We start from the raw sequence: 25,115 nt of genomic DNA on the forward strand, positions 1-25,115 counted from the left end.
CGGGAACACCCTCGTCATCGTCACCGCCGACCACGCCCACTCCAGCCAGATCGTCGACTCGACCCCGCCGACCTCGCTCAGCACCCGGATCGGGACGACGACCGCTCTGCTGGCCGTCCTGGTCGCGGCGGCGCTCCTGTTCCACGCGTCCGGCGGACGCTGGTTCATCGTGCAGACGCCCTCCATGGGCACGGCCGCCCCGGTCGGCACCCTCGTCCTCACCGAGCCGACGGCCCTCGAGGACGTCCGGGTCGGCGACGCGGTCAGCTTCCACCCCACCACCACGCCCGACGAGACCTACACCCACCGGGTCGTCGAGATCGCGGACGACGGCACGCTCCGCACCCAGGGCGACATCAACGGAGCCGTCGATCCGTGGGCCACCGGCCAGGACCAGCTCATCGGAGTCGTCACCACGGCGCTGCCGGTGCTCGGCTGGCTCGTGCGCGGCCTGCCGCTGCTGATCATCGGCGCCGTCCTCGTGCAGCTGCTCACCCGCTTCATCGCCTCGCCCACCCAGCGGGCGTCGATGCGGATCCTCGGCCTCTCGCTCGTCGCGTCCGTCACCGTCTTCGTGCTCCGCCCGCTGGTCGGCATCGTCGTCCTCGAGGCCACGGTCGACAGCGGCACGACGAACGCCACGCTCGTCTCGACGGGCGTCCTCCCCATCCGCGTGAGCGCCGAGGGCGCCGACCCCGTCGACCTGGTCTCCGGACAGGTCGGCCGCCTGCAGATCCCGGCGCACGACGGAGACGCCTACGCCCTCTCCTCCGCTCTGCACCTGCCGTTCTGGGGCTGGGTCCTCTTCGTCCTGCTCTGCGCGATCCCGGTGCTCTACACGGTCTTCGTCGGCCTCCCCGGCGAGCCGGAGCGGACCGCCGAGCGCGGCCGCCGCGCCGCCCGCGAGGAGGAGACGGCATGAGCCGGCACCGCCTCTCCGCCGCCTCGCCGGCCGCGCGGCTGCGCACCCTCCTCGCCCGCCCGAGGTCTGTCGTCGCCGCCCTCGCCGCCGCCGCCCTGGCCGCCGTGCTGCTCACCGCCCCCGCCACCTCCGGCGCGTACACCGCGTCGATCCTGAACTCGACCAACACGGTCGGCAGCGCCGCCGCGTTCTTCACCTGCGACGGCGCCCTCGCCGCCGACCGCGGGGCCGCGCTCTTCGCCTACACGCTCGCGCAGCCGAGCGGATCGACGACCGCGCCCGACACGGACTCCGGCCAGTACCCGGGCACCTACCGCTCCACCAGCCTCTTCCCGACCGCGATGGTCAGCTCCGCCGCGACGCCCAAGGCCTGCCCGCGCGACGCGGGCGGCTCGTGGACGCCGAACGGCACCAACCAGTACCTGAGCACGCCGCTGGAGATCAGGAACCCCGGCACCTTCAGCACCGAGATCTGGTTCAAGACCACGAACGCCGGCGGCAAGCTCTTCAGCTTCAGCGCAGGCGCCACCGCTCCCGGCGGCCAGTACGACCGCCACACCTACATCGGCGCCGACGGCAAGCTCGTCTTCGGCGTCTACAACGGCGCCGCGCAGACCATCACGAGCACCCGAGCCGTCAACGACGGGCTCTGGCACCACGTCGTCTCCACGCTCTCGCCGACGGCGGGCATCGCGCTCTGGGTCGACGGCGTGAAGGTCGCCTCGAACAGCACGTACCGCACGGCCGAGAACACGACGGGCACCTGGAAGATCGGATACGACAGCCTGGGCGGCCAGTGGCCGAACGTCGGCTCCTCGTACTTCGGCGGGAGCCTGCGCTACGCCGCGGTGTACTCGACGGTCCTCACGCCGGAGCAGATCCAGACGCACTACGCGGCAGGACGCTGAGCGAAAGGCCCGGTCGGCGGCGCCTCCGCAGCCCTAGGGTGAGCGGATGACCGCCCCCGCCCTCTCGCGCCGCGCCCGCTTCCACCAGCGGTTCCTCGTGGAGGAGCGCGTGATGGCCCTGGAGGAGCGCCGCGGCCTCGACCGGGCCGGCTTCGGCCTCATCGGTGTCGGCGTCGTCCTCTTCGCGGCCTTCACCGCGCAGGTCGCGAGCGGCACCGGCCTCACCGTCCTCGATCCGGTCGTCGCCGAGTGGTTCCGCGAGAAGCGCTCCGCCGAGGGCACGGTCGTGATGGACGCGCTCGCCACCGTCTTCGGGCCGGTCTACCTGCCGGTCATCATCCTGGCGGTGCTCGTGCTCTGGTTCGTCCTCGCCCGCCACCTCTGGCGGCCGATCCTCCTGGCCGGCGGCATGCTCGTCGGGATGCTCAGCGTGCAGCTGGCCGCTCACCTCGTGATGCGGATGCGCCCGCCGGTCGAGTACATGCTGCTCGGGCCCGACGGCACGTTCTCGTTCCCCTCCGGCCACGTCACCGGCGTGAGCGACTTCTTCCTGATCACCACGTTCCTCCTCGCCTCCCGCCGCTCCTCCCGGAGCTGGATGATCGGGGGCTTCGCGCTCTCGCTCGGGATGATCGCCGGCCAGATCGTCGCCCGGCTCTACCTCGGCTACCACTGGTTGACCGACACGCTCGCCTCGGTGTCGCTCGCCCTGATCGTGCTCGGCTCGGTGATCGTGATCGACACCCGCCGGACCGCGGTCGTGCGGGGCGGCGCGGACTGACCGGCGCGGCGCCTGCCTCTGCGGCGAGGAGCCGACCGCGGGAGCAGGCCCTGTCGTCAGCCCCGGTCGGCCGGATCCTCCCCGGTGACGATCGGCACCGGCTCCGTCACGCCGATCGTGCTGACGATCGGGACGATCCCGGTGCGGGTGAACGGCTCCTCGGCGGCCGGCGCCGGCTCATCGGGCAGCGGCGCGGGGTCGACCGCGGCCGGCGCCGACGGGTCGGACGCCGTGAGGCCGGATCCGCTGCTCGGCGCCGTGACGACCTGCGCGGTGTCCGCCTGCCCGGCCTCGGCGCCGTCGGGATAGAGGACGTCGGCGGCGAGGGCCTGCTCGATCCCGCGGTCCCGGCGGGTCCGGGCGCGGACCGGCGCCACCGCGCGCACGATCGGGGTGCGCAGGCGGCGGTAGGCGATCCGGCCGAGCGTGACTCCGCCGGCGAGGCCCAGCGCGATCATGCCCGCCTGGAGCAGGAGCTCGATCCCGGCGCTCGGGCCGGCGTTCGAGGTGAGGCCGAGGACGCCGCGGTAGAGGGTGAGGCCGGGCAGGAGGGGGACGATCGCGCACGCGGTCGTCACCACGGCGGGCACCCGCATCCGCTCGGCCAGCATCTCGCCGAGCAGGCCGATCGCCAGCGCCGGGAGGGCGTTGGCCATGAGCGGCGCGAAGCCCGAGGTGGTCAGCGAGTCGGAGACGAGGAACGCGCCGGCTCCGGTGAGGGCGGCGATGAGCGCGGGCCGCGGCGGGGTGTGCGACGAGAGCGCCCAGGCGCCGGCCGCGACCCCGGCGCCGAGCACCTGCACGGCGGCCGGCCAGGGGCGGGCGTAGGAGTCGACCAGCACCAGCTCGACCCCGAGCGAGCGCGCGCCGTCGAGCACCACGGCGATGCCGACGACGATGCCCAGCGTCAGCAGCCCGACCTCGAGCAGCCGGCCGCCCGCGGTGATCGGGAACCCGTTGATCGCGTCGTCCGCCGCTCCCACGAACGAGAGCCCGGCGAGGAGCACGACCACCCCCGACGCGACGACGAGCGCGGGCGGCAGCACCGCCAGCTCCACGGGCAGCCGCGGCACGACCGCGAGCAGCACCACCGCCACTCCGGTCGCCAGCGCGGCGCCGGCGATCTGCTGGAAGAAGGCGGGCAGGCCCCAGCGGGCGAGCAGCTGGTTGACCAGGTCGATCGCGGCGGCCGTCGCGGCGGCGAGGAGCACGACGAGCGGGCCGCCCCCGAGCAGGAGCGCGACGCCCGCGGCCATCAGCGCGAGCGTGAGGGTGACGACTCCGCGGCGGTAGCGGTGCGGCTGGACGAGGATCGCGTCGAGCCGATCGTGCGCGGCCTCGAACTGGTGGCGGGCCTCCTCGCGGGCCTCGGCGGAGTCGACGGCGTCGGCGACGCGCACCTCCGGCGAGCCCTCGGTGATGGCGGTGACGAGCGCCGTCACGCGGGCGAGCCGCTCGTAGTCGGCGCTGCGGGAGGGGACGACGCGCAGCACGCTCACGCTGGGGGAGTCGTCGCCTCCGTCGTGCACGACCAGGATCGACGTGAAGGTGAGGTCGACCTGGCACTCGATGCCGTAGGCGCGGCACACCCGCTGGATCGTCTCGGTCACCTCGGCGGCCGCGGACCCCAGCGAGAGCAGCGTCTCGCCCAGCCGCACGGCCAGCTCGAGCACTCCGCGGATCGTCTGCTCGGCGAGGAGCGCGCGCTGCGCTCGACGGCTCACCGGGGCCGCGGGCCGCTGCCCGCCGAGCTTGCCGACGACCTGCTGCAGAAGACGAGGAGAGCGCACCGTCCAGGGTAGGCACGCGGGGGCCGGTCCGGGGACGGGTTGCGCCGGCGGCTTCTGCGCGGATGCCCGGGCAGCAGCCCTCAGAAGCAGGCGAGCACCCGGGTCGTCAGCCAGAGGGCGGCCTCGAGCTCGGTGTGCAGCTCCCGGCCGAGGGCGAGCCAGCGCTCCTCCGCCTCGGCGCTCCTCCAGCCCTCGAACACGTCGCATCCGGACGCCCAGAGCTCCTGCCAGCGGAGCAGTGGTCCGTGCAGGGCCTCCGGGACGCCGATCGCACCCGGATCGTCGATCGGGCCGTCGACCGCCCAGAGCGGATACTCCGCGCAGTGGTCCGGGTACAGGCGGAGGTCGGCGAGCCGCCCCTCCCGATCGGCCCGCGCGCGGGCGAGGGTGTCCTCCTCGGTCGCGAACGGCGGGACGATCCACTCGATCTGCGTGACGGGATCGACGACTCGGCGTTCCACGGCTCCTCCTCCGCTCCTCGATGCGCGCACGACGGTAGCAGGGCCGTTCCGCGCCGCATCGGAGGGGGCCTGCCTACACTGGCGAGCGACTGCGTCCGCGAACGGGCGGGCGGGGCGAGGGGTGGGAGCGCATGAGGGTTCACGAGCGCGCGGTGCGGCACGGGCGGCTCCGGCGGCGGTCCGGGGTGCGGACAGTGGTGGTCGGGATCGCGGCGGTGGTCGGCGTCCTCGCCGTCAGCGCCACCTCGCTCGTGGCGATCGCGACGGTGAGCATCAGCCGGAACGTCGCCGACAACGCGGTCGATCTGGGCGTCGCTCCTCCCACCGCCGGGAACGTGCAGATGGGCGCGGTCGAGGGCGGCTTCGACGTCCTGGTGGTCGGCACCGACAACGACGCCACGCAGGGCGACTCCTTCGGCGTCCGCGACGACACGCTGAACGATGTGAACATCCTGCTCCACGTCTCGGCCGACCACCGCAGCGCGACGGTGATCAGCTTCCCGCGCGACCTGATCCTGGACCGTCCCGCCTGCACCGACCCCGAGACGGGCGTCGTCACCGAGGCCGCCGCCGGCGTCCCGCTCAACTCCGCGTTCCAGTACGGCGGGCTCGCCTGCGTCAACGACACCCTGCAGCAGTTCACCGGCCTGACGGTGCCCTACGCCGGCTGGGTGTCCTTCAACGGCGTCATCGAGATGAGCAACGCCGTCGGCGGCGTCCCGATCTGCCTCACGGGTCCGATCCTCGACACCGACTCGGGCCTCGACCTGCCCGCCGGCACCTCCACCGTCTCCGGGTCGATGGCCCTCTCGTTCCTCCGCAGCCGCCACGGCGTCGGCGACCAGAGCGACCTCAGCCGCATCTCGTCGCAGCAGCAGTACCTGGCCTCCCTGATGCGCACCGTCCGCTCGGCCGACACCCTCTCGAACATCCCCGCCCTCTACGGACTCGCGCAGGCGACCTCGTCGAACGTGCACCTGTCGACGTCGCTCACGAGCCCGGCGACGATGATCTCGCTCGCCCTCGCACTGAAGGACGTCGACCTCTCGAAGATGGTGTTCGTGCAGTACCCGGCGCTCGACGACCCGGACTATCCGGGCAAGGTCGTGCCGAACGCCGAGGTCGGGGCCGAGCTGATGAACCGCGTCCTGAACGACCAGCCGGTGACCCTCGCATCCGACGCTCCGGCGGAGGAGGCGCCCGCGGAGGAGGCGCCCGCGGAGGAGGCGCCCGCGGACGGCGGCTCGGCTCCGACGGATCCCGCTCCCGTCGCCGTCGACGCTCCTGGCCAGACCGCGGCGGAGGAGACCTGCGCGGTGCCGTCCGACTGACCCGACGGGTCTCGCGACGACGAAGGCGCCCGGGCGGTGTGCCCGGGCGCCTTCGTCGTGCGCGGTGCGCGGCCGTCTACGCGCGGCGGCGGCGCACCGTCAGGGCGAGGCCACCGAGGATGCCGAAGGCGGCCAGGGCGAGCGGCGCGGTCGTCGAGACGCCGGTCGAGGCGAGGACAGGGCGGTGGCCGCCCGTCTGCGCAGCGGGTCCGGAGCCGGCCGGGTGCACTGCGGGCCCGGCGCCGGCAGGGTGCGCCGTGACGGCGGCGACCGCGGCGGAGCAGTCGGCCTCTCCGACGATCGGGTCCTCCTCCGTCAGCGTGTAGTCGTAGGAGGTGCTCGCCACGAGACCGCTCGACGTGCCGCGGGCGATGACGCAGTAGATCTCGCTCGCCGGGTCCTGCAGCGGGTACTCGCCGAGGGAGATCAGGCTCCAGCCGAGCGCGTCGACGCCGACCTCGAGGCTCGAGCCGCCGCCCGTGAGCGTCTGGCGCGCACCCGAGGTCGAGAAGACGCCGATCGAGACGGTCTCGTCCGCGCCGAAGCCGAGGAGAGCGCCACCGCTGGTGGGCTGTCCGTCCGCCGGGGCGGGCTCGGGCGAAGCCCCCTGGGGCCAGATCTGGATCGCGGTGCGCGAGGGAACCTGCTCGAGCGACGACGTCACGGAGCGTCCGCTGGTCTCTCCCGTGGCGGTCACGGAGAAGGTGCCCAGCTGGTCCGCCATGGTGTCGGCGTCGAGCAGGACGAAGGCCTCGCCCGAGAGCGGGGTCGGCGCGGGGGGCACGAGGGCGGAGGTGCTGCCGTCGGGCGCGGTGAGCGTGACGGACACGTCCTCGCCGCGGTCGAATCCGCGGAACGAGGCGACGACGCCGTGGATCCGGAACTCTCCGACCTGGATGTCCGCACCGGCCGGGAGCACCCCGCCGTCCTCCCGGTTCTGGAAGACGACGCTCGTGTCGGGCTGCGTCACGGTCAGCTCGACGGCATCGGAGGCGACACGGGCGCCGGAGGCGTCGAGTCCCTCCGCGATGACGGAGATCGTCTCGCCGGGGAGCGGGAGATGGGGGTCCACCGCGACGCCGTCCGCGTCGGTGGGGAGCCAGTCCCGGAGGCGGAGCTCGCCGGAGGCGGTGATCACGCTGGTGGTGACGGCCTCCTCCGAGTCGCCGTCGCGGAGCACGACGACGGCGACGGTGCCGGGCTGGAAACCGGTCCCGGACACGTCCAGGCCGCCGGCCCAGCCCTCCGCCGACGGGATCGCGGAGAACGCCGAGCCCGCTTCGTAGGTGGTGCGGTCGAGGGCGATCGCCAGGGGCGACTGCGCGCTCTCGACGGGCGCGGTGGTCGGAGCCGGAGTGGGCGCCGGGGTCGGAGTCGGCTCCGGAGTCGCGGTCGGCTCCGGAGTGGCGGTGGGCTCCGCGGTGGGAGCCGGCTCGGCCGGTGCGGGGCTCGAGGCGGCGTCAGGGACGACCTCGGTGGCCAGGGCGACGGACGGGAACGCGAGCGCCCCCAGCAGTGCCGCAGTGGTGATGATGGTGACGCCGTGGCGTCGTCGCGCAGAACGCACGATTCCTGCTTTCTCCGAGCCGCTGATCGCGGTCGGCTTCCCCATGAGCGGGGGACGATCGCCCCCTGTGGCCGAGTGTGTCCTATGCGGAACCTCAGCCTGTGCCGGATCCTGCAACGATCCGATCACGCCGCGCGGCGCGAGGTGACGGTTCGGTCACGGCCGGGCGCGGCGATTCCGACGGGCCGGTGGTCGTCGCTCTCCGGAGGCTCCTCAGACCGGCGGCACGACCAGCAGGACCACGCCGATCGCGGCGCTCACCGCGGCCACCACGCACCAGCGCTCCGCTCGTGTCCCTGCGGCTCCGCGCGTCCGCGCCACGGCGCCGAGCCCGATCGCGAGCACGGCGATGCCGATCTGCAGGGCCACCGTCGTCCGGATCAGCGCCCACGCCTCGAAGGCGCTCGCTCCGGTCGATCCGGTGGCGAGGAGCGGCACTCCGCCGACGCCCGCCGGCACCAGCAGCAGGCCGGATCCGATCGCGAGCGCCGCGACCAGGTGGGCGAGCACGTCGTCCAGCGCGGTCCGTGGGGGCGCGCCGACCGGCCCGAGAGCGGCGGCGCCAGGCCTCATCGCGACAGTGCGGAGATGCATGGGGCGAGCGTAGGCCCGGACCGCACCCGGGCGGACCCCCTGTGGAGGCCCCTGTCCGGTGGGCATTCCGAAGGAGGATCGGCGCTGGGTGCGCAGTCGACCGGCCCGGTCCTCCGGTCGCCCGTCGACGCCGTCCGAGCGGTTCGCGACGCGGCCCCCGATGCTTGCGCCACGGGCTTCAGCCGGGCGGCGCGGGATGGGTACGGTCGTCGCGAGCCGGCCTCGCGGACGCGGAGGGCCCCGGACGAGGAAGCGAGGACACGGTGAGCAACGGCGTTCAGCAGCTCGTCGACGCGATGCTCGACAAGGTCGAGGCGGAGCAGCCCCACATCGACCACACGATCACGATGACGCCGGTCAACGCGCTCTTCCTCCCCGTCCACGCGAGGGAGCTGCCGGCCCGTGATGTGGACGGGCCGCTGCGCGGGCACATCTACCGGGACTGCCTCGTGTGGGAGCAGGAGTTCCTCGATCACGTCGTCATCGTGTCGCCGGTGGTCGGGCGGGTCCCCGAGGAGGCCTGGGTGCCGAGCTACTACGGGAACCTCCGCACCGGCGACATCGGACCGTTCCCACCGTTCGTCGACGACGACGAGTGAGCGGAGGCGCTCGAGCGTCCCCGTCGGCCCGGCCCGCGGTCCCGGTCGGCCTCGTCTCTCCCTGCACTCGGCACCGCCGTCTCGGGCAGGATCAGGGGATGCTCCTGCAGACGATCACCACCGGATCCGGACCGCGACACGTCGGGCTGGTGCACGGCCTCGGCGCGTCGGCGACGACCTGGGGGCCGTTCGTCGAGCGGCTCGTCGCGACCGGCCGCTACACGGTCACGGCCGTCGATCTGCGCGGGCACGGCGCGAGCCCGCGGGCGGAGTCCTACCGGATCGACGACATGGCCGCCGATCTGGTCGAGTCGCTGCCGGCGGGACTCGACAGCGTGGTCGGCCACTCGCTCGGCGGCGCGGTGCTGCAGCGCGCCGTCGCCGGACTCGCGCCCGGCCGGGCCGTCTACCTCGATCCCGGGTTCGCCCTGTCGCTGCCGACGAGCGGCCTCGCCGGACGGCTGTTCTGGGCGGTGCCGCTCCTGTCGCTCGGCCTCGCCCAGCTCGGACAGGCGCGGGCGGGCGCCGCGGTCCGCGCCGCCTACAGCCCTCGGACCCGCGCGCTCCTCGACGACGCGAAGAAGCGGTTCGACTCTCGGATGGCTGTCGGCGTGTTCCGGGACGTCGCCTTCCACCCGGTCCCGGTCGAGGCGCCGGCGGTCCCGTCGACGATCGTGCTCTCCGACCAGTCGCCGGCGGTGCTGCCGGACGCCCTGGCCGCGCGGCTCGAGCAGCGGGGCTGGCAGGTGCGCCGGCTCTCGGGCGTGCACCACGACATGCAGCTCGAAGATCCGGACCGGACGTTCGCCGCGATCGTCGACGTGCTCTAGGCGCGCCCCTCCGCGGGTCGGGCGCCGGTGGGCGGGAATTCCCCGGATGCATCCGTACCCGCGGATCGAGACGGCGGGCGATCCCGGAGGCCCGCCCGCCGTCCTCCTGCGCCCGCCGTCAGCGGACGGTCGTCGCGGCGGTGTCGGTGTTGCTGCGGATCGACGGGTCCGGCGTCCTGACCGAGAACGCGGCGGCGAAGGCGGTCGCGGTGCCGGTGCCGGTGGCCGTGACGGTGATCCTCTCGGTGACGGTCCGCCCGTTCGCGAGACTCGAGCGCGGGAAGATCACGATGCTCCCGATGCGGCTGTACGAGCCCGTGGCGGAGACGAACTGCACGGTCGGGGGGAGGACCACCTTCGAGAAGACGGACGTCGACGCGGAGGGTCCGGCGTTCTTCGTGATGAGCGTGTACGTGAACGTCCTCCCCTTCACCGCGGTGGTCGGAGCGGAGACGTCGACGCGCAGGTCGGCCCTCGTGGTCGCCTTCTGCGGAGAGACGGTCAGCGTGCTCGCCGCCTCGACGGTGCCCGCCGGGTTCACCGCGCGGAGGGTGAAGCCGTACGTCCCCGCGGTGGTCGGGGTGCCGGTGAGGCGGCCTGAGCCGTCGAGGGCGAGCCCGGGAGGCAGAGTGCCCGACGCGACGGTGACGACCGGCGCCGGGGATCCGGTCGCCGTGTACGTGAAGTCGTAGGCGGAGCCGACCACGCCGGCCGCGGCCGTCCCCGAGAGGGTCGGAGCGGTCGCCGCCGGTCCGACGGTGAGGGTGTGGGGCGCGCCGGTGGTGGTGCCGAAGGTGGTGCGGGCGGACACACTGAAGGAGGACGCTCCCTCGACGGTCGGGGTGCCGGAGAGGACGCCCGCGGAGGTGAGGGTCAGGCCGGCCGGAAGGGACCCGGAGGCGAGCTCGAACGTCGACGCGCCGCCGGTGGCGAACGTGTAGGAGAAGGGCGTTCCGAGAGGCGCCGTCGCCGGAGGGGCGTCGGCCGTGAAGACGGGCCGAGCGCCGAGGGCGAGGCTGTGGAAGCTGCCGCCGGACACGGCGGTGGCGCCGGTGAGTCCCGCCGGCACGGAGGCCTCGCCGAAGCCGTCGTAGCCCCAGGCGGTGACGGTGCCGTCGCGGCGCACAGCGAGGCTGTGGTACCCGCCGGCGGCGACGGCGGTGACGTCCGCGAGGCCGTCGGGGACGTCGGACTGGCCGTCGCTGTCGCTGCCCCAGGCGACGACGGTCCCGTCCGAGCGCAGCGCGAGGCTGTGGGAGGCTCCGGCGGAGACGGCGGTGACGCCGGTGAGTCCCGCGGGCACGTCGGTCTGCCCGAAGGCGTCGTCTCCCCAGGCGGTGACGGTGCCGTCGCGGTGCAGCGCGAGGTCGTGGAAGCGGCCGGCGGCGATGGCGACGACTCCGCTGAGCCCGTCCGGCACGGTCGCCTGTCCGGAGAAGTCGTATCCCCAGGCGGTGACGGTCCCGTCCCCGTGCAGGGCGAGGTTGTGGTAGCCGCCGGCGGCGATGGCGGTGACGCCGGCGAGCCCGTCCGGCACCGTGGCCTGCCCGTCGCCGTCGTCGCCCCAGGCGGTGACGGTCCCGTCCCTCCGCAGGGCGAGGCTGTGGTTCACGCCGGCGTCGACGGCGACGACGTCGTCCAGACCGGTCGGCACGGTGGCCTGCCCGCTGCTGTCCTCGCCCCAGGCGGCGACGGTGCCGTCGCTGCGCAGGGCGAGGCTGTGGGAGCCGCCCGCGGCGATCGCCGTCGCGTCGGTGAGCCCGGCCGGCGCAGCGACCTGCCCGCTGGAGTCGTCACCCCAGCCGACGACACCGGTCGCAGCGGGAGCCGCGGCGACCGCGGACAGGGGAGCCGTGGTCCCGAGGAGGAGCGCGACGGTCGCCGTCAGTGCGAGCAGGCCGAGCGCCGGCCGAGGCCTCGTCCTCCGCTCAGGGGTCGAGCGGGCCGTACCGGCGTCCGGGTCGGTCGGGCGGGAGGCGGAGGGAGAGCGCATGCTGGAGCCTTCGATCGGGTCGACCGTGGGCGGCCGTCTCCGAACAGTGGCACCCGGTCCCACCGCCGACAACAGCCTCTAGCGGACATGTCCGCAACAGGGCAGGGGCCGGTGCGCGGAGGATGCGTCGGCCTCGGAACGGGCCCGCGGAGCATCCCCCACCGGTGCCGGGGCCGGTCCCGACGGATCGCGCGCAGGCGTCTCGCGCAGACCGATCGCGGCGAGACGTTCTCCTCCCGGCCACCCGTGCCGGACGCCCCGGCCCCTGCCGTGGCCGCATGACAGCAGCGGAGTCAGGACGTCCCGGAGCCCGTGAGCGGGGCTCGAGCGGGATTATCGCGGCCGGCGCCCTGCTGCTCGCCTCGGCCGGGCTGCAGCAGCTCGCAGCCGTCCAGCGCTGGGCCGTCGCCGGGCCGATCCTGGGCGAGCAGGCGATCGAGGACCACCGGTACGACTACTCGTGGCCCGCCGATCCGTGGGAGAACGTCGGATCGGCAGCGCAGCTGCTCGGGATCGGGGACCTCCTCGTCGCTCTCGCCGTCCTCGCCGCGGTCGGTCCGGGACGGCGGCGCCCGGTCGCGGTGATGCGGATCGTGGTCGCCGCGGCGTTCGGCTGCCTCGGCCTGCACGCGGTCCTGTCCGGGATCCTCGGCGCACCGACGATCCTGCAGGCGATGCTCCCGGCGGTCGTGCTGGGACTGGTCGCGCCCACCGCTCTTCTCGCGCTCGCGGTCCTCATGGCGAGGACGTCGCCCCTCCGCGCCGCGTCCTTCGTCCTCCTGATCGGATCGACGCTGCCCGGCTACCTCGTCGCGACGTTCGCGATCGCTCCCGCGCTCGTCGGCTACCAGTCGTACGACACCACGCCCTGGACGGAGTCGGTGGTCGCCGCCTCGGTTGCGCTCGCCGGGGCGGCGCTCCTGCTCGAGGCGCTGATCCGCTCGATCGTGCATCGCGCGGGGGCCGTGCCGCGTCGCGAGTCGCCGGGAGCCGACGCGTCCTGATCGAACGGCGGGCTCACCCGGCCCGCTCGGTCGTGCCGATCCCTCCGGACGCGAGGAAGGGCCGCCCCGAGGGACGGCCCTTCCTGCGACTCCGTCGGCCCGCGCTCCTCCAGAGGAGCCGGGCCGACGAGTGCTCAGTGCTGGCGGATCTTGTCGATCAGCTTCCCGCCGAGGTCCTTGACCTTGTCGGTGATGGGGGTGCTCGACTTCGGGCGCTCGGTGACGGTGAACGGCAGGGTGATCGCCTTGCCGGTCTGGTCGCCGGTCACCGTGACGCTGTAGTCGCCGGGCGTGGTGGGCGCCTTCGCCGTGACGGTGAGGCCGCCGCCGGCGAGGTCGCGGGTCGCGGTGCGGTCCGTGAAGAGGGGCGCGGAGCCGATCAGCTGCGTGTCCCCGTTGAAGCCCTTCGCGGTGAGGGTGACGTCGGCTCCGGGGGCGAACGACGAGCCGGAGAGCTCGGCGGTGGCTCCGAAGCTCATCGAGCGGATGTCGCGGTCCACTCCGAGCGCGTTCGTGATGGTGAAGAACGTGTCGGTCTGGTCGGTGAGCCCGGCGACGTTCGCCGCGCCCGGCCCGTAGGCGGCGATGCGCAGCTGCGTTCCGGTGTGCTGCTGCGATCCGCCCTCGGCGGCGGTGCCGTACGACACCTTCATGGTGCTGCCGTCGGCGGTCTTCAGCGCGGTGCTGAGCGAGGTCGGCGGGGTCGAGTCGACGATCTGGCTGGAGTGGGCGTGGTCGGCGGTGACGATGACGAGGGTGTTCCCGTCCGCCTCGGCGAACGCGAGCGCGGCCTGGACGGCCTCGTCGAGGTCGACGGTCTCGCCGATCTGGCCGCACGCGTTCGCGGCGTGGTCCTGCTTGTCGATGCTCGCGCCCTCGACCTGGAGGAAGAAGCCCTTGTCGCCGGTGTCGAGGAGGTCGATCGCCTTCTCGGTCATGGAGCGGAGCGTCGGCTGCTCGGCCGGACGGTCGGGGTTCGCGACGCAGGTCTGCGGGGCGGCGTCCGCTCCGCCGACCGTCGCCGGGGTGGGCGCGTAGCGGACGGGCAGGTTGCCGGAGTTGAACAGTCCGAGCACGGGCGCGTCCTGGTCGGCGACGGTCAGCGCGTCGAGCTGCGCGGCGGTGGCGGCAGTCGTGGCGTCCCCGAGCACCTGGAAGCCGCGCTCCGCGGCCTGCTGGAACAGCGGCTCGCCGCTCCAGTCGCCGGCGCGGGCGACCTGCGCGAAGCTGGCCGAGCCTCCGCCGAGGGTCAGGTCGGCGCGGGTGTCGAGGATCTGCTCGCTGATCGAGCCGAGTCCGCCGTTCTCCAGCGCGTCGTCGCCGCAGCTCGCGCTGTCGGGTCCGTAGCAGCTGCGGGCGTCGACGTGAGCGGCCTGCACGGCCGGGGTGGCGTCCTGGATCTCGGCGGTGGTGACGTTGCCGGTCTTCAGGCCGTTCGCCTTCGCGATCTCGAGGAGGGTGTCCTTGCGCTGCTGGTCGATGTCGACCGAGATGGCGTTGTCGTAGGTCTTGGTGCCGGTGGCCCAGGCGCTGCCGGTGGCGGCGGAGTCGGGCACGTAGTCCGGGGCGCCCTTGACGGCGCCCGTCGCCGGGTCGTCCGCGCGGGAGAGCGAGTAGGTCGTGTACTGGCCGGTGATCGGCAGGGCGTCGATCCCGGGGAAGCGGCCGGCCGCTCCGTACTGGTAGTTGCGGGCGACGGTGATCTCCGAATCGCCCATGCCGTCCCCGATGAGGAGGATGACGTTCTTCGCGTCCTGCTCCTTCACCGCTGCGCGCAGCGAGTCGGAGAGGTCGGCGTCGACCGGGGAGATGCGGGCCGCTCCGCCGGTGGCGGAGAGGTCGGCGGCACCGACGGCAGTGGCGGCGCCGGGTGCGGCCAGGGCGGCGGCGCAGACCAGAGCAGCGGCCGAGAGGGCCAGAGCGGAGCGTCCGCGGTTCGCGGAGCGGAACAGTCGTGTCACGTCGTGGACTCCTTGAGAGGTGAGACCCCGGAAAGGGGCACGCTCATCTCACTCCTGATCGCCGCGTCGGTGGGTGAACGGTGATGCATAGCTGAGTGAACTTTCCGACGAGGGCTCTCGGCCCCGGCGGCCCGCCGGAGCGTCCTGCCGACCGGCGTCCTGCCGACCGGCGCTCACCGGGAGCGTCGGTCGGCAGGGGCGCGGTCGCCGGGAGCCTTTCGGGTCAGCGCTGGACGAGCGGGACGGCGATGTCCGTGACGTTCGCGCCGATGGCGCCGAGCGGAGTCGCCGTGCCGTTCAGCAGTCCGATCTCGTAGAGCGACCCGTTGACGGCGGCGAGGCCGACCGAGCCGATGGAGCTGCCGTTGCGGAGGACGGAGTAGATGTCGAAGCCGGTCGCACCCGCTGCGTCGAGGCCGAGCTTCCCGGTCGGCGCCAGGGTGCCGGCGTTGGCCGGGGACTGGATCGCGATCTGGTCGAGGGCCGTGTCGAGGACGAACAGGGTGGTCGCGCTGTTCGCGTCGAGGTCGTTGTTCGTGTACGCGGCCCCGGCGACACCGGTGGCCACGGCGGGCGCGGCGTAGCTGAGCGTGCCGTCGGCGACCGTCGCGGCGCCCGCGGTGGCGAACGGCTGACGGAGGTTCTGGCCCGTGTCGCTGACCACGCGGAGCGCGTTGGCGGCGGGGTTGAAGTCGACGCCGAAGGAGGTGCCGCTCAGCGCCACGGTGAGACGGGTCACCTGGGTGGCCGCGCCGGTGGACGGGTTGATGGAGTAGACGCCGGCGCTCGCCGCGTTGTCCCCGACGCCGTAGAGGGCGCCGTCCTGGACCCGGTAGTCGATGCCGATGAGCGCGGTGTCGCCGCCGGTGAGGCCGCTGACGGCGACGCGGTTGGTGACCTTGCCGGGCTTGGTCGGGTTGAACTGCACGAGCTTCGTGCCGCCGTCGGAGAGTCCGACGACCCGCAGCTTCGCCGCCACGGAGCGGACCGCGTTGATCAGGTTCCTGTCCGACGCGCTGCTGGAGTCGCTGGTCGCCGCGGCGGGAGCGACGCTGCTCGCTCCGGCGAGCACGGGTGCCACCGCCATCACGCCCGCGACGGCGACAGCTGCGATACCGACTCTGATGTTCCTGGTCATCGTGCACTCCTCGAGACTTGCGGTCGCCGGAGATCGGCGGCTCGGAGGGGGATACCGTCCGGAGCGCGCGAGCGTTCATCCGATCCGGAGATCCGTGCCCCGTCACTCCGGCGAGCCGTCGGCGAACCGGCGGAGCGCGGCCGCGTAGCGGTCCGGGTCCCGGTGGTCGCTGTCGGTCAGGAGCAGCACCGAGCCGGAGACGGCGCGCGTGTACTCGCCGCGGCAGGGGAGGGTGACCACCGTCCTCAGTCCGGCCTCCCAGGCGGGGACGAGGGAGCCGAGGCAGCGCCGCTCCGGGGCGGCGTCCAGCGGGACGTCCCGCGCGTCCATCCGGGCGGACCGCAGCTCGTCGTGCCAGGCGCGGAATGGGGCTCCGAGGGAGTCGTCGCGGAAGCGCTCGCGCCAGCCGGGCCCGCGAGCGAGGTCGAGGAGGCGTGCGCGCTCGAGCGATCCGTCGGAGGTGCTGGAGAGCTGCCGGAGGAGCGGGCCGGTCTCGACCGCCAGATGCTCGACGCAGTCCTGCCACAGCTGAGGCCAGGCGCGCTGCTCGTCGGCGCCGGGCTCCGCCGACCCGACCCGTTCCGGGGACCGCTCGAGCGGCGGCGGCCCGTCGCCCGCCGGAGTGAAGCCCCACGCTTCGCGGATCCAGAGGAGCTCGAGCAGCGCCGCGGGGTTGTCCTCGACCGTGATGACCATCTCCGACGGCCAGGGGTCGCCGGGAAGAGGACGGGATGCGCGCATGAGAGGAGCTCCTTCCGAGGGGATGAGGTCGGATCGTGCCGGAGAAGGCTCCAGGGAGGCTGGACTCGCGTCGGCCGACGCGCCACTCCTCCGGGCGCCCAGCGGCGTCGCCGGTGATCGTCCCCGGGAGCGGTCGAGGACGGCGCCGAGCGCCTCCCGAATGTCGGTGCCCCCGACCTACACTCGGACGCGTTCGAACACACGTTCGATGCGATGAGGAGGGAGCCGACCATGAGCGTGACTGTCGTGGAGCGCATCGCGACTCCGGCCTCGGACGCCGTCGCCGTCACCTTCCTCGTCACCAGCGAGGCCGTGGCGGCGGGATTCCCGTCGCCGGCGCAGGACTACTTCGACGGGTCCCTCGACCTCAACGACCACCTGATCCGCGACAAGACGTCGACGTTCATCGTCCGTGTCTCGGGCGAGAGCATGGTCGGCGCGGGCATCAGCGACGGCGACGAGCTCGTGGTCGACCGGTCGATCACGCCGACGCACGGGAGCGTCGTCATCGCGATCCTCGACGGCGAGCTGACCGTCAAGCGCCTCGAGCTGCACTCCGGGGGAGTGGTCCTGCGGGACGAGAACCCGGAGTACCCGCCGATCCACGTCGCCGAGCTGAGCGACCTCCAGGTGTGGGGCGTCGTCACCGTCTGCCTCCACCGGCTGCACCGTGCGCTCTGAGCGGCGCATCGCCCTGGTCGACGTGAACTCGTTCTACGTCTCCTGCGAGCGGCTGTTCGATCCGAGGCTCGCGGGCCGACCGGTCGTCGTCCTCTCGAACAACGACGGCTGCGTGGTCGCCCGCTCCGACGAGGTGAAGAGGCTCGGGATCGAGAACGGCACGCCCTGGTTCCAGATCGAGCCGCTCATCCGCTCCGGTCGCCTCCCGGACGTGATCGCCCGCTCCAGCAACTACGAGCTGTACGGCGAGCTGTCCGCGCGCGTGATGGAGCTGCTGGGCCGCTACTCCGCCTGGCAGGAGGTGTACTCGATCGACGAGTCCTTCCTCGGCGTCGACGGCGACGTGGCGGAGCGGGCGAAGGTCGGCCGGGCGATGCGGGCGGCCGTCGCGAAGAACGTCGGGCTGCCCGTCTGCGTCGGCTTCGGCCCGAGCAAGACGCTCGCGAAGTTCGTCAACAAGGGCGGAGCGAAGAAGCACCCGCGCCTGGGGGGCGTCTGCGACACCGACTGGTACACACCCGAGCAGCTCGACGCGCTGATGGCCTCCCAGCACGTCACCGAGCTGTGGGGAGTCGCCGGCCGCACCGGGAAGCGCCTCGCGGAGCTGTCCATCCACACCGTCCGCGACCTCCGCGACGCGGACCCCGCGCTGATCCGCAAGAAGTTCTCGGTCGTCCTGCAGCGCTCCGTCTACGAGCTGCGCGGCGTCGACTGCATCCCCCTCGAGGCCGCTCGCACCGTCCGTGACCAGCTGATCTTCTCCCGGTCGTTCGCCACTCCCGTGACGACGATCGCGGACATGGAGCAGGTGCTCTCCGTCTACGCGCAGCGCGCCGCCCACCGCCTCCGCGCTCAGGAGTCGGTCACCAGGACGATGAGCGCGTTCGCGTCGACGTCGCCGTTCGCGGACGCGCCCTACGAGTCCGCCGGCGGCCTGGCCGGCTTCCCCGTCCCCACGGACGACCCGGTGGCGATGGTGAGGGCCGCGATCGGCACCCTGCGCCCGCGGCTGCGGGAGGGCGCGCGCTACGTGCGGGCCGGCGTCATCCTCACGAACCTGTCGCCTCGGAACTCCCACGCACTGCTCGAGATCTTCGACACCGCCTTCGACACGAAGGGCCTCGGCGCCACCATCGACGCCGTGACGAAGCGCCACGGCCGGTCCGCGGTCGGCCTCGGGCTGGCAGGCATCCGCACGGGGCCGGTGTGGACGATGAAGCGCGACGCCCTCTCGCTCCGGGCGACGACGCACTGGGGCGAGCTGGCGACGGCCCACGCGCGGTGAGCCCGCCGGCGGGGAGATCGGGTCATCCGACGCGTAGGCGCCCGGGGCGCTCTCGGGCAGGCTCGTCGCCATCGACGAGTGTCGGTGCGGGGACGGCGGGAGGACCCATGGCCGAGAGCTGGCAGGACGCGTCGGTGCGGGGCGTCGCGATGATCGAGAACGAGCTGGTCGTGCGCGACTTCCTCGAGGTGTGGGGCGCTCGCGACAGCCGCCAGCTCATCCCGTTCCTGCATCCGGAGGTCGTCTACAGCGCGTCGAGTTCGCAGGAGATCGCGGGGCGGGCGCGGGTCCTCGAGATGTGCGACGAGGTCCACCGGGCGTTCACCGAGATCCGGATCGCCCTCGTCACGATCGCCGTCGCCGGCAGCGTCGTCCTCACCGAGCACGCCCTGCACCTCCGCTCGGACACGGGGGAGGGCCACTGGCTCCGCTGCTTCGGGAGCTACGAGCTCCGCGGCGAGCAGATCGTCACCTGGCGGCAGCTCCATGGCTGAGGGCCTCGCGTGACGGCGGTGACCGGCCCCGCGCGCCTCAGGCTCGCCCTGGTGCTGCTGGCCATCGCCTCGGGCGCGACCGACGCGTTCGCGTTCCTCCTGCTCGGCGGCATCTTCACCGCGAACATGACGGGCAACCTGGTGCTGCTGGGGCTGTACCCCCGCTCCGCCTGGCTGACGACCGCGGCCGGAGCGGTCACGGCGATCGTCTTCTTCGCCGGAGCGGTCTACGCCGGGTTCCGCACGACCCGGGCGCGCACGCCGTCGACCGGCGACGGGAGACGTCCGCTCCGCGCGATCGCGCTCGTGGGGGTCGTCCTGCAGCTCGCCGTCGCGGTCGCCTGGCCGACGGTGCAGGGCGGCACGTCGCTGCTCGTGGACTGCGCGTTCATCGCGACCAGCGCGGCGGCGCTGGGGCTGCAGACCGTGCTCGCGAAGCGCATCTCCGGCGCCGCCGGCCTGACGACCACGTTCGTCACGGGCACGCTCACGAGCCTGATGCAGGAGCTCGCCGAGCGCTCGTCCGGGTCGAGGACCCTCCAGGCGCTCATCGTCGCGAGCCTCGCGGGCGGGGCCGTCGTCGGAGCGGCGACCGTGACGCTCGCTCCGGCCTGGGCCCCGACGCCGGCCCTGGTGCTCTCGGCGGTCGCCGTCGTGCTTCTCTTCGCGCACCGCGCGCGAGCCGTGCCCGCGGGAGCGGAGCCCGGGGCCCCGCGTCCCGCGTGACCGGGATCAGGCGTCGAGCGCCCACTTCGGCCGGACCCAGTGGCAGGTGTAGCCGCCGGGGTGCTTGCGCAGGTAGTCCTGGTGCTCCTCCTCGGCGTCCCAGAACTCGCCGGCGGGCTCGACCTCGGTGACGACCGGTCCGGGCCAGCGGCCCGACGCGTCGATCTCGGTGATCGTCTGGCGCGCGACCCTCTCCTGCTCAGGCGAGAGGAAGAGGATCACGGAGCGGTAGGCCGTGCCGATGTCGTTGCCCTGACGGTTCTTCGTCGTCGGGTCGTGCACCTGGAAGAAGAACTCGAGCAGGTCGCGGTAGGAGAGATGCTCGGGATCGAACTCGATCTCGACCGCCTCCGCGTGGTCGCCGTGGTGGCGGTAGGTCGCGTTCGGCGTGCTGCCGCCGGCGTACCCGGCGCGGGTGCTGAAGACGCCCGGCATGTCGCGGATGAGCTCCTGGAGCCCCCAGAAGCATCCGCCCGCGAGGATCGCGCGCTCCTCGGCCATCAGACGCCTGCCTTCGTGTCGTGCGCGGACTCGCGCGGAGAGATCATCATGCGCGCAAGTCCATCACGGCCGAGGACGTCGCGGCGAGCGTCGGACGACTCTCGGAGCAGACCGTCGGCGGGGGAGCCGGGCGTGTCCCGCCCGAGCGCTCCGTCACTGAGATCGGTACGCCGCCGGAGATGCACCGGTGGGAACGAGTCATCTGACCGGGTCGCTCCGGGTGCCCCCGTTCCTACGCTCGTCGGTACAACCGAGGAGAGAGCGGAGCCGACCATGGAGCAGCCGAACGTCGAGACGCGCAGTGCACGGCGGGTGATCGAGACCCTGACCGCCAACGGCGTGAAGTACGTCTTCGGGATCCCGGGAGCGAAGATCGACGCGGTCTTCGACGTCCTCGCCGACGAGGGGCCGGAGCTGATCGTCTGCCGGCACGAGCAGAACGCCGCCTTCATGGCCGCCGCGGTGGGACGGCTCACGGGCAGCCCGGGGGTCGTCCTCGTGACCTCCGGCCCCGGCACGACCAACCTCGCCACCGGCCTGCTCACGGCCAACACGGAGCAGGACCCGGTCGTCGCGCTCGCCGGGGCCGTGCAGCTCTCCGACCGCCTCAAGCGCACGCACCAGTCGATGGACGCGGCCGCCTTCCTCACCACCGTGACGAAGTACACGGTCGAGTCGACGGATCCGGACGACGTCTCGGAGGCGGTCAGCAACGCCTTCCGCGCCGCGGTCACCGAGCCCCGCGGCGCCGCGGCGGTCGTCCTGTCGGCCAGCGTGATGGCCGCGCCGACCTCGCAGGTCATCACCCGGGCGGCCACGGGGCCGACGAGCGGTCCGGCGCGCGCCGAGGACCTCACGCACGCCGCCGACCTGATCAACACCGCGGAGCGGCCCGTCCTCCTCGTGGGCCTCCGCGCGTCGGAGCCGGAGACCGTCGCGGCCCTGCGGGCCCTGATCAGCGAGACGGAGCTGCCGGTGATCGAGACGTTCCAGGCGGCCGGCCTCGTCTCCCGCGAGCTCGAGGACCACTACCTGGGCCGCGTCGGCCTCTTCAAGAACCAGCCCGCCGACCTCGCCCTCGCCGAGTCCGACCTCGTCGTCGCGATCGGCTACGACGCCGTCGAGTACGACCCGGTGATCTGGAACAGCGACGTCGACCGCCGGATCGTCCACATCGACTCCGTCGACGCCCCGCTGGACAACCACTACCTGCCGGCGCTGGAGCTGAAGGGCGATCTCGCGCAGACGGTCGCGGCCCTCACGCCCCTCGTCTCCGGCCTGCAGCTCGACGAGGACGCGGCCGACCGGGTCGCCCGGCACCGGAGCGAGCTGGAGCGGATCGACGACGCGGCGCGGACGGCCGAGGCGGCTCCCGGGACCGTCGATCCCGCCCGCCTCGTGCTCCTGATGCGCGACCTGCTCTCGGACGACGCCACCGTGGCCTGCGACATCGGCTCGAACTACATCTTCATGGCCCGGCACTTCCGGGTGTACGAGCCCAAGCACCTGCTCTTCTCGAACGGGCAGCAGACCCTCGGCGTCTCCTTCCCGTGGGGCATGGCGGCGAGCCTCCTGCGCCCCGGGACCCCGGTGGTCTCCGTCTCGGGTGACGGAGGGTTCCTGTTCTCCGCGACGGAGATCGAGACGGCGACGCGGCTCGGCCTCTCGTTCACGCACGTGATCATGCGGGACGACACCTACGACATGGTCGGCTTCCAGCAGCTGCTGAAGTACGGCCGCAAGTCCGGGGTCCAGCTCGGCGACTACGACATCGAGAAGTTCGCGGCGGCGTTCGGCGCCACGGGCAGGCGGGTGAGCGGCCTCGCCGAGTTCGAGGAGGCGTTCCGGGCGTCCCTGGCCGAGCCGGGCGTCTCGATCATCGACGTCGCGGTGGACTACAGCCGCAACGTCGACATCGCCGCTCACCTGGTCGAGGACGCCTTCGAATGAGCACGCACACGGTCGACTCGACCGACGACTACGCGATCTACCAGAGCTCGACCATGGCCGCGCTGCTGGCCGGGGTGTATGACGGGGACCTGACGATCCGCGAGCTGCTCACCCACGGCGACCTCGGGCTGGGCACCTTCAACCACCTGGACGGCGAGATGGTGATCGTCGACGGCGTCTGCTACCACCTGCGCAGCGACGGCTCCGTCCAGGTCGCGGACGGCGACGACCGGACGCCCTTCGCGGCCGTGCTGCCCTTCCACGCGACCACGACGTTCACGGTCGAGGAGCCGACCGGTCTCGCCGGACTCACCCGGCTGATCGACGACGCGGTCGACGGCGGGAACATCCCCGTCGCCCTGCGGATCGACGGCCGGTTCACCGAGGTCCGCACCCGGACCGTCGGCGAGCAGACGGAGCCGTACCCGCCCCTGATCGAGGCGACCGCCCACCAGAGCGTCACCGGCATCGCCGACACCCGCGGCACGATCGCGGGCTTCCGCACTCCGCAGTTCGAGCAGGCCGTGTCGGTCCCCGGGTACCACCTGCACTACGTCGACGACGCCCGCGAGAAGGGCGGGCACGTCCTCGACGTGACCGTGGCCGAGGTGACGGTCTCGCTCACGACCGTCGCCGGACTGCACCTCGCGCTCCCGGAGACGGACCAGTTCCGCCGGGCGGACCTGGCGATGAAGGACATCGCGGCGCAGGAGGCGCGAGCGGAGGGGTGAGGCGGGCGGGACCTCCGGGGAGACGGGCCGGCCGTGACCCGTCTCCCCCGGAGGCCGGTCAGGGCGCGAGCTCCTCGCGGACGATCGCTGCTCCCGCGCTCAGCGCGCTGAGCTTCCCCCAGGCGAGGTCGCGGGGCAGCGGTGCCATGCCGCAGTTCGTGCTCGGGAGGAGCAGGTCCGCGTCGACGAACCGGAGGGCGCGGCGCAGGGTGTCGGCGACCTCCTCGGGCGTCTCGACGGTCCCGCTCGCCACGTCGATCGCTCCGAGCATGACCTTCTTGCCGCGGACGAGCTCGATCAGCTCCATCGGCACATGGGAGTGGTGGCTCTCCAGCGAGACGATGTCGAGAGAGGACTGCTGGAGGAGCGGCAACGACTCCTCGTACTGCCGCCACTCCGACCCGAGGGTCGCCTTCCAGTCGGTGTTCGCCTTGATCCCGTAGCCGTAGCAGATGTGCACCGCGGTCTCGATGCGGAGTCCCTGCGCCGCCCTCTCCAGCGCGGCCACACCCCAGTCGTGCACCTCGTCGAAGAAGACGGTGAAGGCGGGCTCGTCGAACTGGACGATGTCGACTCCGGCGTCCTGGAGGGCTCGCGCCTCCTCGTTGAGGATGGTCGCGAACTCCCACGCCAGCTTCTCGCGGCTCCCGTAGTGCCGGTCGGAGAGGGTGTCGATCATCGTCATCGGGCCGGGCAGCGCCCACTTGATGGGCTGATCGGTCTGCTCGCGCAGGAACCGGGCGTCGTCGGCGAACACGGGCCTCTCGAGGCCCACGGCGCCGACGACGGTCGGCACGCTCGCGTCGTACCGGTCGCGGATGCGGACCGTCTCGCGCCGCTCGAAGTCGACGCCCGTGAGGTGCTCGATGAACGTCGTGACGAAGTGCTGGCGGGTCTGCTCCCCGTCGCTGACGATGTCCAGGCCCCGGTGGTGCTGCTCGTGGACGGCGGCGCGCAGGGCGTCCTGCTTGCCTTCGGCCAGGGCGTCGCCGGTCAGCCGCCACGGGGACCACAGGGTCTCCGGCTGCGCGAGCCACGACGGCTTCGGCAGGCTGCCGGCGATCGAGGTGGGCAGGAGCGGGAGGGACGTCGAGGCTCCGCGCGCGCTCATCGGACCGCTCCCGCGTACCCGGCGGCCCACTGCCGCAGCCGCTCCCCGTGCGGCTTCATGAGGTGCTCCTCCGCGAACCGCCCCTGCTCGACCGCGAGCCGGCCGCGCTCCTCGCGGTCGTAGGAGACCGCGGGCCGCACGTAGTCCTGCTGCTCCAGGTCCGGCCGGTAGACGTCGGCGGCGGCCGAGCGCGCGCCGTAGATCTCGGGCCGGTAGATCCTCTGGAACGTCTCCATCGTGCTGATCGTGGCGATGAGCTGGAGGTCCGAGTAGTCCTCCAGCAGGTCGCCGCCGCAGTAGAACGCGAGCGGCGCCGTGCTGCCGGGCGGCATGAAGAAGCGGACCCCGAGGCCCATCTCCGCGAAGTACCGGTCGGTCAGCGAGAGCTCGTCCTGCCGGTACTCGACGCCGAGGATCGGATGGAGGGTCCCGGTGCGCCGGTACGTCCTGCTCGTCGAGACGCTGATGCAGATGACGGGCGGCGTCGACGAGAGCTCCGCGTACTGCGCGGAGTCCCGGAAGTGCTGGAAGAGCGCGCCGTGCAGGACGCCGAAGTCGTCGGGGACGGTGAAGCCGGCCTGCGCGGCGTTGACCGCCGGCAGCCGCACGCTGAAGTCGTGGTCGCGGAGGTAGGAGGAGAAGTTGTTCCCCAGTGTCCCCGGCTGACATCGGCCGGTGCGGCGGTCGAGGATCCGGGTGCGCAGGACCTCCAGCAGGGGGAACTCCCGGTCCTCGCCGTCCGTGGTGAGCCGCAGCCCGACGGAGACGATGTCGAGCCCGACCGTGTAGCGGCCGCGGCTCGGATCGTCGCCCGGCACGAGATCGTTCAACCGGTCGTCGATCATCCGCAGCGCGGTCCGGAGGTTCTCCCGGCGGCGCTCGCCGCGGGCAAGATTCGCGAAGTTGGTGGTGATCCGGGAGCTCCGGGCCGGCGAGTAGTCCTCGTCGAAGGGGGTGAGGGTGATGCTGAAGGCGGGTTCGTTCGTCATGATCGGCCGATCGGTAGGAGGGACTGG

The 25,115-nt window shown here is 73.0% G+C and carries 24 protein-coding genes; 13 read left to right on the forward strand and 11 right to left on the reverse strand.

Translation table 11 applies throughout. The features are described 5' to 3' along the window. The 3 genes from C5B92_RS17315 to C5B92_RS10600 form a co-directional block, all read left to right on the forward strand. Positions 1-922: S26 family signal peptidase (locus C5B92_RS17315; RefSeq protein WP_104350366.1), on the forward strand; the 922-nt coding region annotated here is incomplete at its 5' end. Continuing rightward, complete coding sequence (locus tag C5B92_RS10595) at positions 919-1,830, forward strand: LamG domain-containing protein (RefSeq protein ID WP_104247132.1); 912 nt, start codon at positions 919-921, stop codon at positions 1,828-1,830. The genes C5B92_RS17315 and C5B92_RS10595, both read left to right, overlap by 4 nt. A gap of 46 nt (positions 1,831-1,876) precedes the next feature. After that, a complete protein-coding gene (locus C5B92_RS10600; protein WP_104255932.1) occupies positions 1,877-2,611 on the forward strand; it encodes a phosphatase PAP2 family protein in 735 nt (244 codons plus the stop codon). Positions 2,612-2,667: 56 nt separating this feature from the next. Here the strand turns inward: C5B92_RS10600 and C5B92_RS10605 are convergent, their stop codons facing one another. Continuing rightward, entirely contained in the window at positions 2,668-4,401 is a 1,734-nt protein-coding gene (locus tag C5B92_RS10605; protein WP_181028802.1) for a threonine/serine exporter ThrE family protein, read from the reverse strand. 80 nt (positions 4,402-4,481) lie between these two features. Beyond that, on the reverse strand, positions 4,482-4,862 hold the full coding sequence (locus C5B92_RS17320; protein ID WP_104324363.1) for a hypothetical protein: 381 nt from the start codon (positions 4,860-4,862) through the stop codon (positions 4,482-4,484). 131 nt (positions 4,863-4,993) lie between these two features. Here C5B92_RS17320 and C5B92_RS10610 point away from each other — a divergent pair, with 131 nt between their 5' ends. Next, positions 4,994-6,193 carry an LCP family protein gene (locus tag C5B92_RS10610; RefSeq protein WP_104274396.1) on the forward strand — a complete coding sequence of 400 codons (1,200 nt, stop codon included), beginning with the start codon at positions 4,994-4,996 and terminating at the stop codon, positions 6,191-6,193. A 76-nt stretch (positions 6,194-6,269) separates the two neighbouring features. Here C5B92_RS10610 and C5B92_RS17325 read toward each other — a convergent pair whose 3' ends face one another. Both C5B92_RS17325 and C5B92_RS10620 read right to left on the reverse strand, forming a co-directional pair. Next, entirely contained in the window at positions 6,270-7,760 is a 1,491-nt protein-coding gene (locus C5B92_RS17325) for a hypothetical protein (protein ID WP_181028803.1), read from the reverse strand. A 213-nt stretch (positions 7,761-7,973) separates the two neighbouring features. Further along, positions 7,974-8,354: a hypothetical protein gene (locus tag C5B92_RS10620; protein WP_146078433.1), complete on the reverse strand. Its 381-nt coding sequence runs from the start codon at positions 8,352-8,354 to the stop codon at positions 7,974-7,976. Positions 8,355-8,617: 263 nt separating this feature from the next. Between C5B92_RS10620 and C5B92_RS10625 the strand changes: the two genes are divergently transcribed. After that, the gene (locus tag C5B92_RS10625; RefSeq protein WP_104255926.1) at positions 8,618-8,953 is read left to right on the forward strand and encodes a hypothetical protein; all 336 of its coding nucleotides are present in this window, start codon (positions 8,618-8,620) and stop codon (positions 8,951-8,953) included. Between the two features lie 98 nt (positions 8,954-9,051). Continuing rightward, positions 9,052-9,783, forward strand: coding sequence for an alpha/beta fold hydrolase (locus tag C5B92_RS10630; protein WP_104255925.1), 732 nt, complete (start codon positions 9,052-9,054; stop codon positions 9,781-9,783). Between the two features lie 118 nt (positions 9,784-9,901). Here the strand turns inward: C5B92_RS10630 and C5B92_RS16915 are convergent, their stop codons facing one another. Further along, complete coding sequence (locus C5B92_RS16915) at positions 9,902-11,776, reverse strand: DUF11 domain-containing protein (protein WP_146079293.1); 1,875 nt, start codon at positions 11,774-11,776, stop codon at positions 9,902-9,904. Between the two features lie 278 nt (positions 11,777-12,054). Between C5B92_RS16915 and C5B92_RS10640 the strand changes: the two genes are divergently transcribed. Next, positions 12,055-12,780 carry a hypothetical protein gene (locus tag C5B92_RS10640; RefSeq protein ID WP_104255924.1) on the forward strand — a complete coding sequence of 242 codons (726 nt, stop codon included), beginning with the start codon at positions 12,055-12,057 and terminating at the stop codon, positions 12,778-12,780. Positions 12,781-12,914: 134 nt separating this feature from the next. Here C5B92_RS10640 and phoA read toward each other — a convergent pair whose 3' ends face one another. The 3 genes from phoA to C5B92_RS10655 all read right to left on the reverse strand — a co-directional run bounded on the left by phoA (position 12,915) and on the right by C5B92_RS10655 (position 16,620). Next, entirely contained in the window at positions 12,915-14,741 is a 1,827-nt protein-coding gene (gene phoA / locus C5B92_RS10645) for an alkaline phosphatase (protein WP_258061344.1), read from the reverse strand. A 223-nt stretch (positions 14,742-14,964) separates the two neighbouring features. Next, positions 14,965-15,879: a DUF4394 domain-containing protein gene (locus tag C5B92_RS10650; protein WP_219812916.1), complete on the reverse strand. Its 915-nt coding sequence runs from the start codon at positions 15,877-15,879 to the stop codon at positions 14,965-14,967. A 102-nt stretch (positions 15,880-15,981) separates the two neighbouring features. Beyond that, positions 15,982-16,620, reverse strand: a complete 639-nt coding sequence (locus C5B92_RS10655; protein WP_104255923.1) for a hypothetical protein — start codon at positions 16,618-16,620, stop codon at positions 15,982-15,984. 231 nt (positions 16,621-16,851) lie between these two features. Between C5B92_RS10655 and C5B92_RS10660 the strand changes: the two genes are divergently transcribed. From C5B92_RS10660 to C5B92_RS10675, 4 genes are all read left to right on the forward strand, one after another. After that, entirely contained in the window at positions 16,852-17,301 is a 450-nt protein-coding gene (locus C5B92_RS10660; protein WP_104255922.1) for a LexA family transcriptional regulator, read from the forward strand. Continuing rightward, a complete protein-coding gene (locus C5B92_RS10665) occupies positions 17,291-18,586 on the forward strand; it encodes a Y-family DNA polymerase (protein ID WP_104255921.1) in 1,296 nt (431 codons plus the stop codon). Before C5B92_RS10660 ends, C5B92_RS10665 begins: the two co-directional genes overlap by 11 nt. A gap of 107 nt (positions 18,587-18,693) precedes the next feature. Beyond that, positions 18,694-19,080 (forward strand): nuclear transport factor 2 family protein, encoded by a 387-nt coding sequence (locus tag C5B92_RS10670; protein ID WP_104255920.1) that lies wholly within the window; start codon positions 18,694-18,696, stop codon positions 19,078-19,080. Between the two features lie 9 nt (positions 19,081-19,089). Further along, positions 19,090-19,806, forward strand: a complete 717-nt coding sequence (locus C5B92_RS10675; protein WP_104274393.1) for a YoaK family protein — start codon at positions 19,090-19,092, stop codon at positions 19,804-19,806. Between the two features lie 6 nt (positions 19,807-19,812). Here the strand turns inward: C5B92_RS10675 and msrA are convergent, their stop codons facing one another. Next, positions 19,813-20,307: a peptide-methionine (S)-S-oxide reductase MsrA gene (gene msrA, locus C5B92_RS10680; protein ID WP_104255918.1), complete on the reverse strand. Its 495-nt coding sequence runs from the start codon at positions 20,305-20,307 to the stop codon at positions 19,813-19,815. A gap of 273 nt (positions 20,308-20,580) precedes the next feature. On the opposite strand from msrA, the gene alsS reads away from it, so the two are divergent. After that, positions 20,581-22,257: an acetolactate synthase AlsS gene (gene alsS, locus C5B92_RS10685; RefSeq protein WP_104255917.1), complete on the forward strand. Its 1,677-nt coding sequence runs from the start codon at positions 20,581-20,583 to the stop codon at positions 22,255-22,257. After that, positions 22,254-22,988, forward strand: a complete 735-nt coding sequence (budA, locus tag C5B92_RS10690; RefSeq protein ID WP_104255916.1) for an acetolactate decarboxylase — start codon at positions 22,254-22,256, stop codon at positions 22,986-22,988. The genes alsS and budA overlap by 4 nt, the downstream gene beginning before the upstream one ends. Before the next feature lie 58 nt (positions 22,989-23,046). Here budA and C5B92_RS10695 read toward each other — a convergent pair whose 3' ends face one another. Continuing rightward, complete coding sequence (locus tag C5B92_RS10695; protein ID WP_104255915.1) at positions 23,047-24,099, reverse strand: methionine synthase; 1,053 nt, start codon at positions 24,097-24,099, stop codon at positions 23,047-23,049. Next, positions 24,096-25,088 (reverse strand): putative oxygenase MesX, encoded by a 993-nt coding sequence (locus C5B92_RS10700; protein WP_104238886.1) that lies wholly within the window; start codon positions 25,086-25,088, stop codon positions 24,096-24,098. Before C5B92_RS10700 ends, C5B92_RS10695 begins: the two co-directional genes overlap by 4 nt. Between the last annotated feature and the right edge of the window lie 27 nt (positions 25,089-25,115).

The sequence above is a fragment of the Rathayibacter sp. AY1A4 genome, from assembly GCF_002930955.1.
Taxonomy (GTDB): domain Bacteria; phylum Actinomycetota; class Actinomycetes; order Actinomycetales; family Microbacteriaceae; genus Rathayibacter.

Bases quoted from the DNA above. Each gene is read 5' to 3' on its own strand.
- C5B92_RS10595 (WP_104247132.1), top strand. From the start codon at position 919: ATGAGCCGGCACCGCCTCTCCGCCGCCTCGCCGGCCGCGCGGCTGCGC.
- C5B92_RS10600 (WP_104255932.1), top strand. From the start codon at position 1,877: ATGACCGCCCCCGCCCTCTCGCGCCGCGCCCGCTTCCACCAGCGGTTC.
- C5B92_RS10610 (WP_104274396.1), top strand. From the start codon at position 4,994: ATGAGGGTTCACGAGCGCGCGGTGCGGCACGGGCGGCTCCGGCGGCGG.
- C5B92_RS10620 (WP_146078433.1), bottom strand. From the start codon at position 8,354: ATGCATCTCCGCACTGTCGCGATGAGGCCTGGCGCCGCCGCTCTCGGG.
- C5B92_RS10630 (WP_104255925.1), top strand. From the start codon at position 9,052: ATGCTCCTGCAGACGATCACCACCGGATCCGGACCGCGACACGTCGGG.
- C5B92_RS16915 (WP_146079293.1), bottom strand. From the start codon at position 11,776: ATGCGCTCTCCCTCCGCCTCCCGCCCGACCGACCCGGACGCCGGTACG.
- C5B92_RS10640 (WP_104255924.1), top strand. From the start codon at position 12,055: ATGACAGCAGCGGAGTCAGGACGTCCCGGAGCCCGTGAGCGGGGCTCG.
- C5B92_RS10650 (WP_219812916.1), bottom strand. From the start codon at position 15,879: ATGACCAGGAACATCAGAGTCGGTATCGCAGCTGTCGCCGTCGCGGGC.
- C5B92_RS10655 (WP_104255923.1), bottom strand. From the start codon at position 16,620: ATGCGCGCATCCCGTCCTCTTCCCGGCGACCCCTGGCCGTCGGAGATG.
- C5B92_RS10660 (WP_104255922.1), top strand. From the start codon at position 16,852: ATGAGCGTGACTGTCGTGGAGCGCATCGCGACTCCGGCCTCGGACGCC.
- C5B92_RS10670 (WP_104255920.1), top strand. From the start codon at position 18,694: ATGGCCGAGAGCTGGCAGGACGCGTCGGTGCGGGGCGTCGCGATGATC.
- msrA (WP_104255918.1), bottom strand. From the start codon at position 20,307: ATGGCCGAGGAGCGCGCGATCCTCGCGGGCGGATGCTTCTGGGGGCTC.
- alsS (WP_104255917.1), top strand. From the start codon at position 20,581: ATGGAGCAGCCGAACGTCGAGACGCGCAGTGCACGGCGGGTGATCGAG.
- budA (WP_104255916.1), top strand. From the start codon at position 22,254: ATGAGCACGCACACGGTCGACTCGACCGACGACTACGCGATCTACCAG.
- C5B92_RS10695 (WP_104255915.1), bottom strand. From the start codon at position 24,099: ATGAGCGCGCGCGGAGCCTCGACGTCCCTCCCGCTCCTGCCCACCTCG.
- C5B92_RS10700 (WP_104238886.1), bottom strand. From the start codon at position 25,088: ATGACGAACGAACCCGCCTTCAGCATCACCCTCACCCCCTTCGACGAG.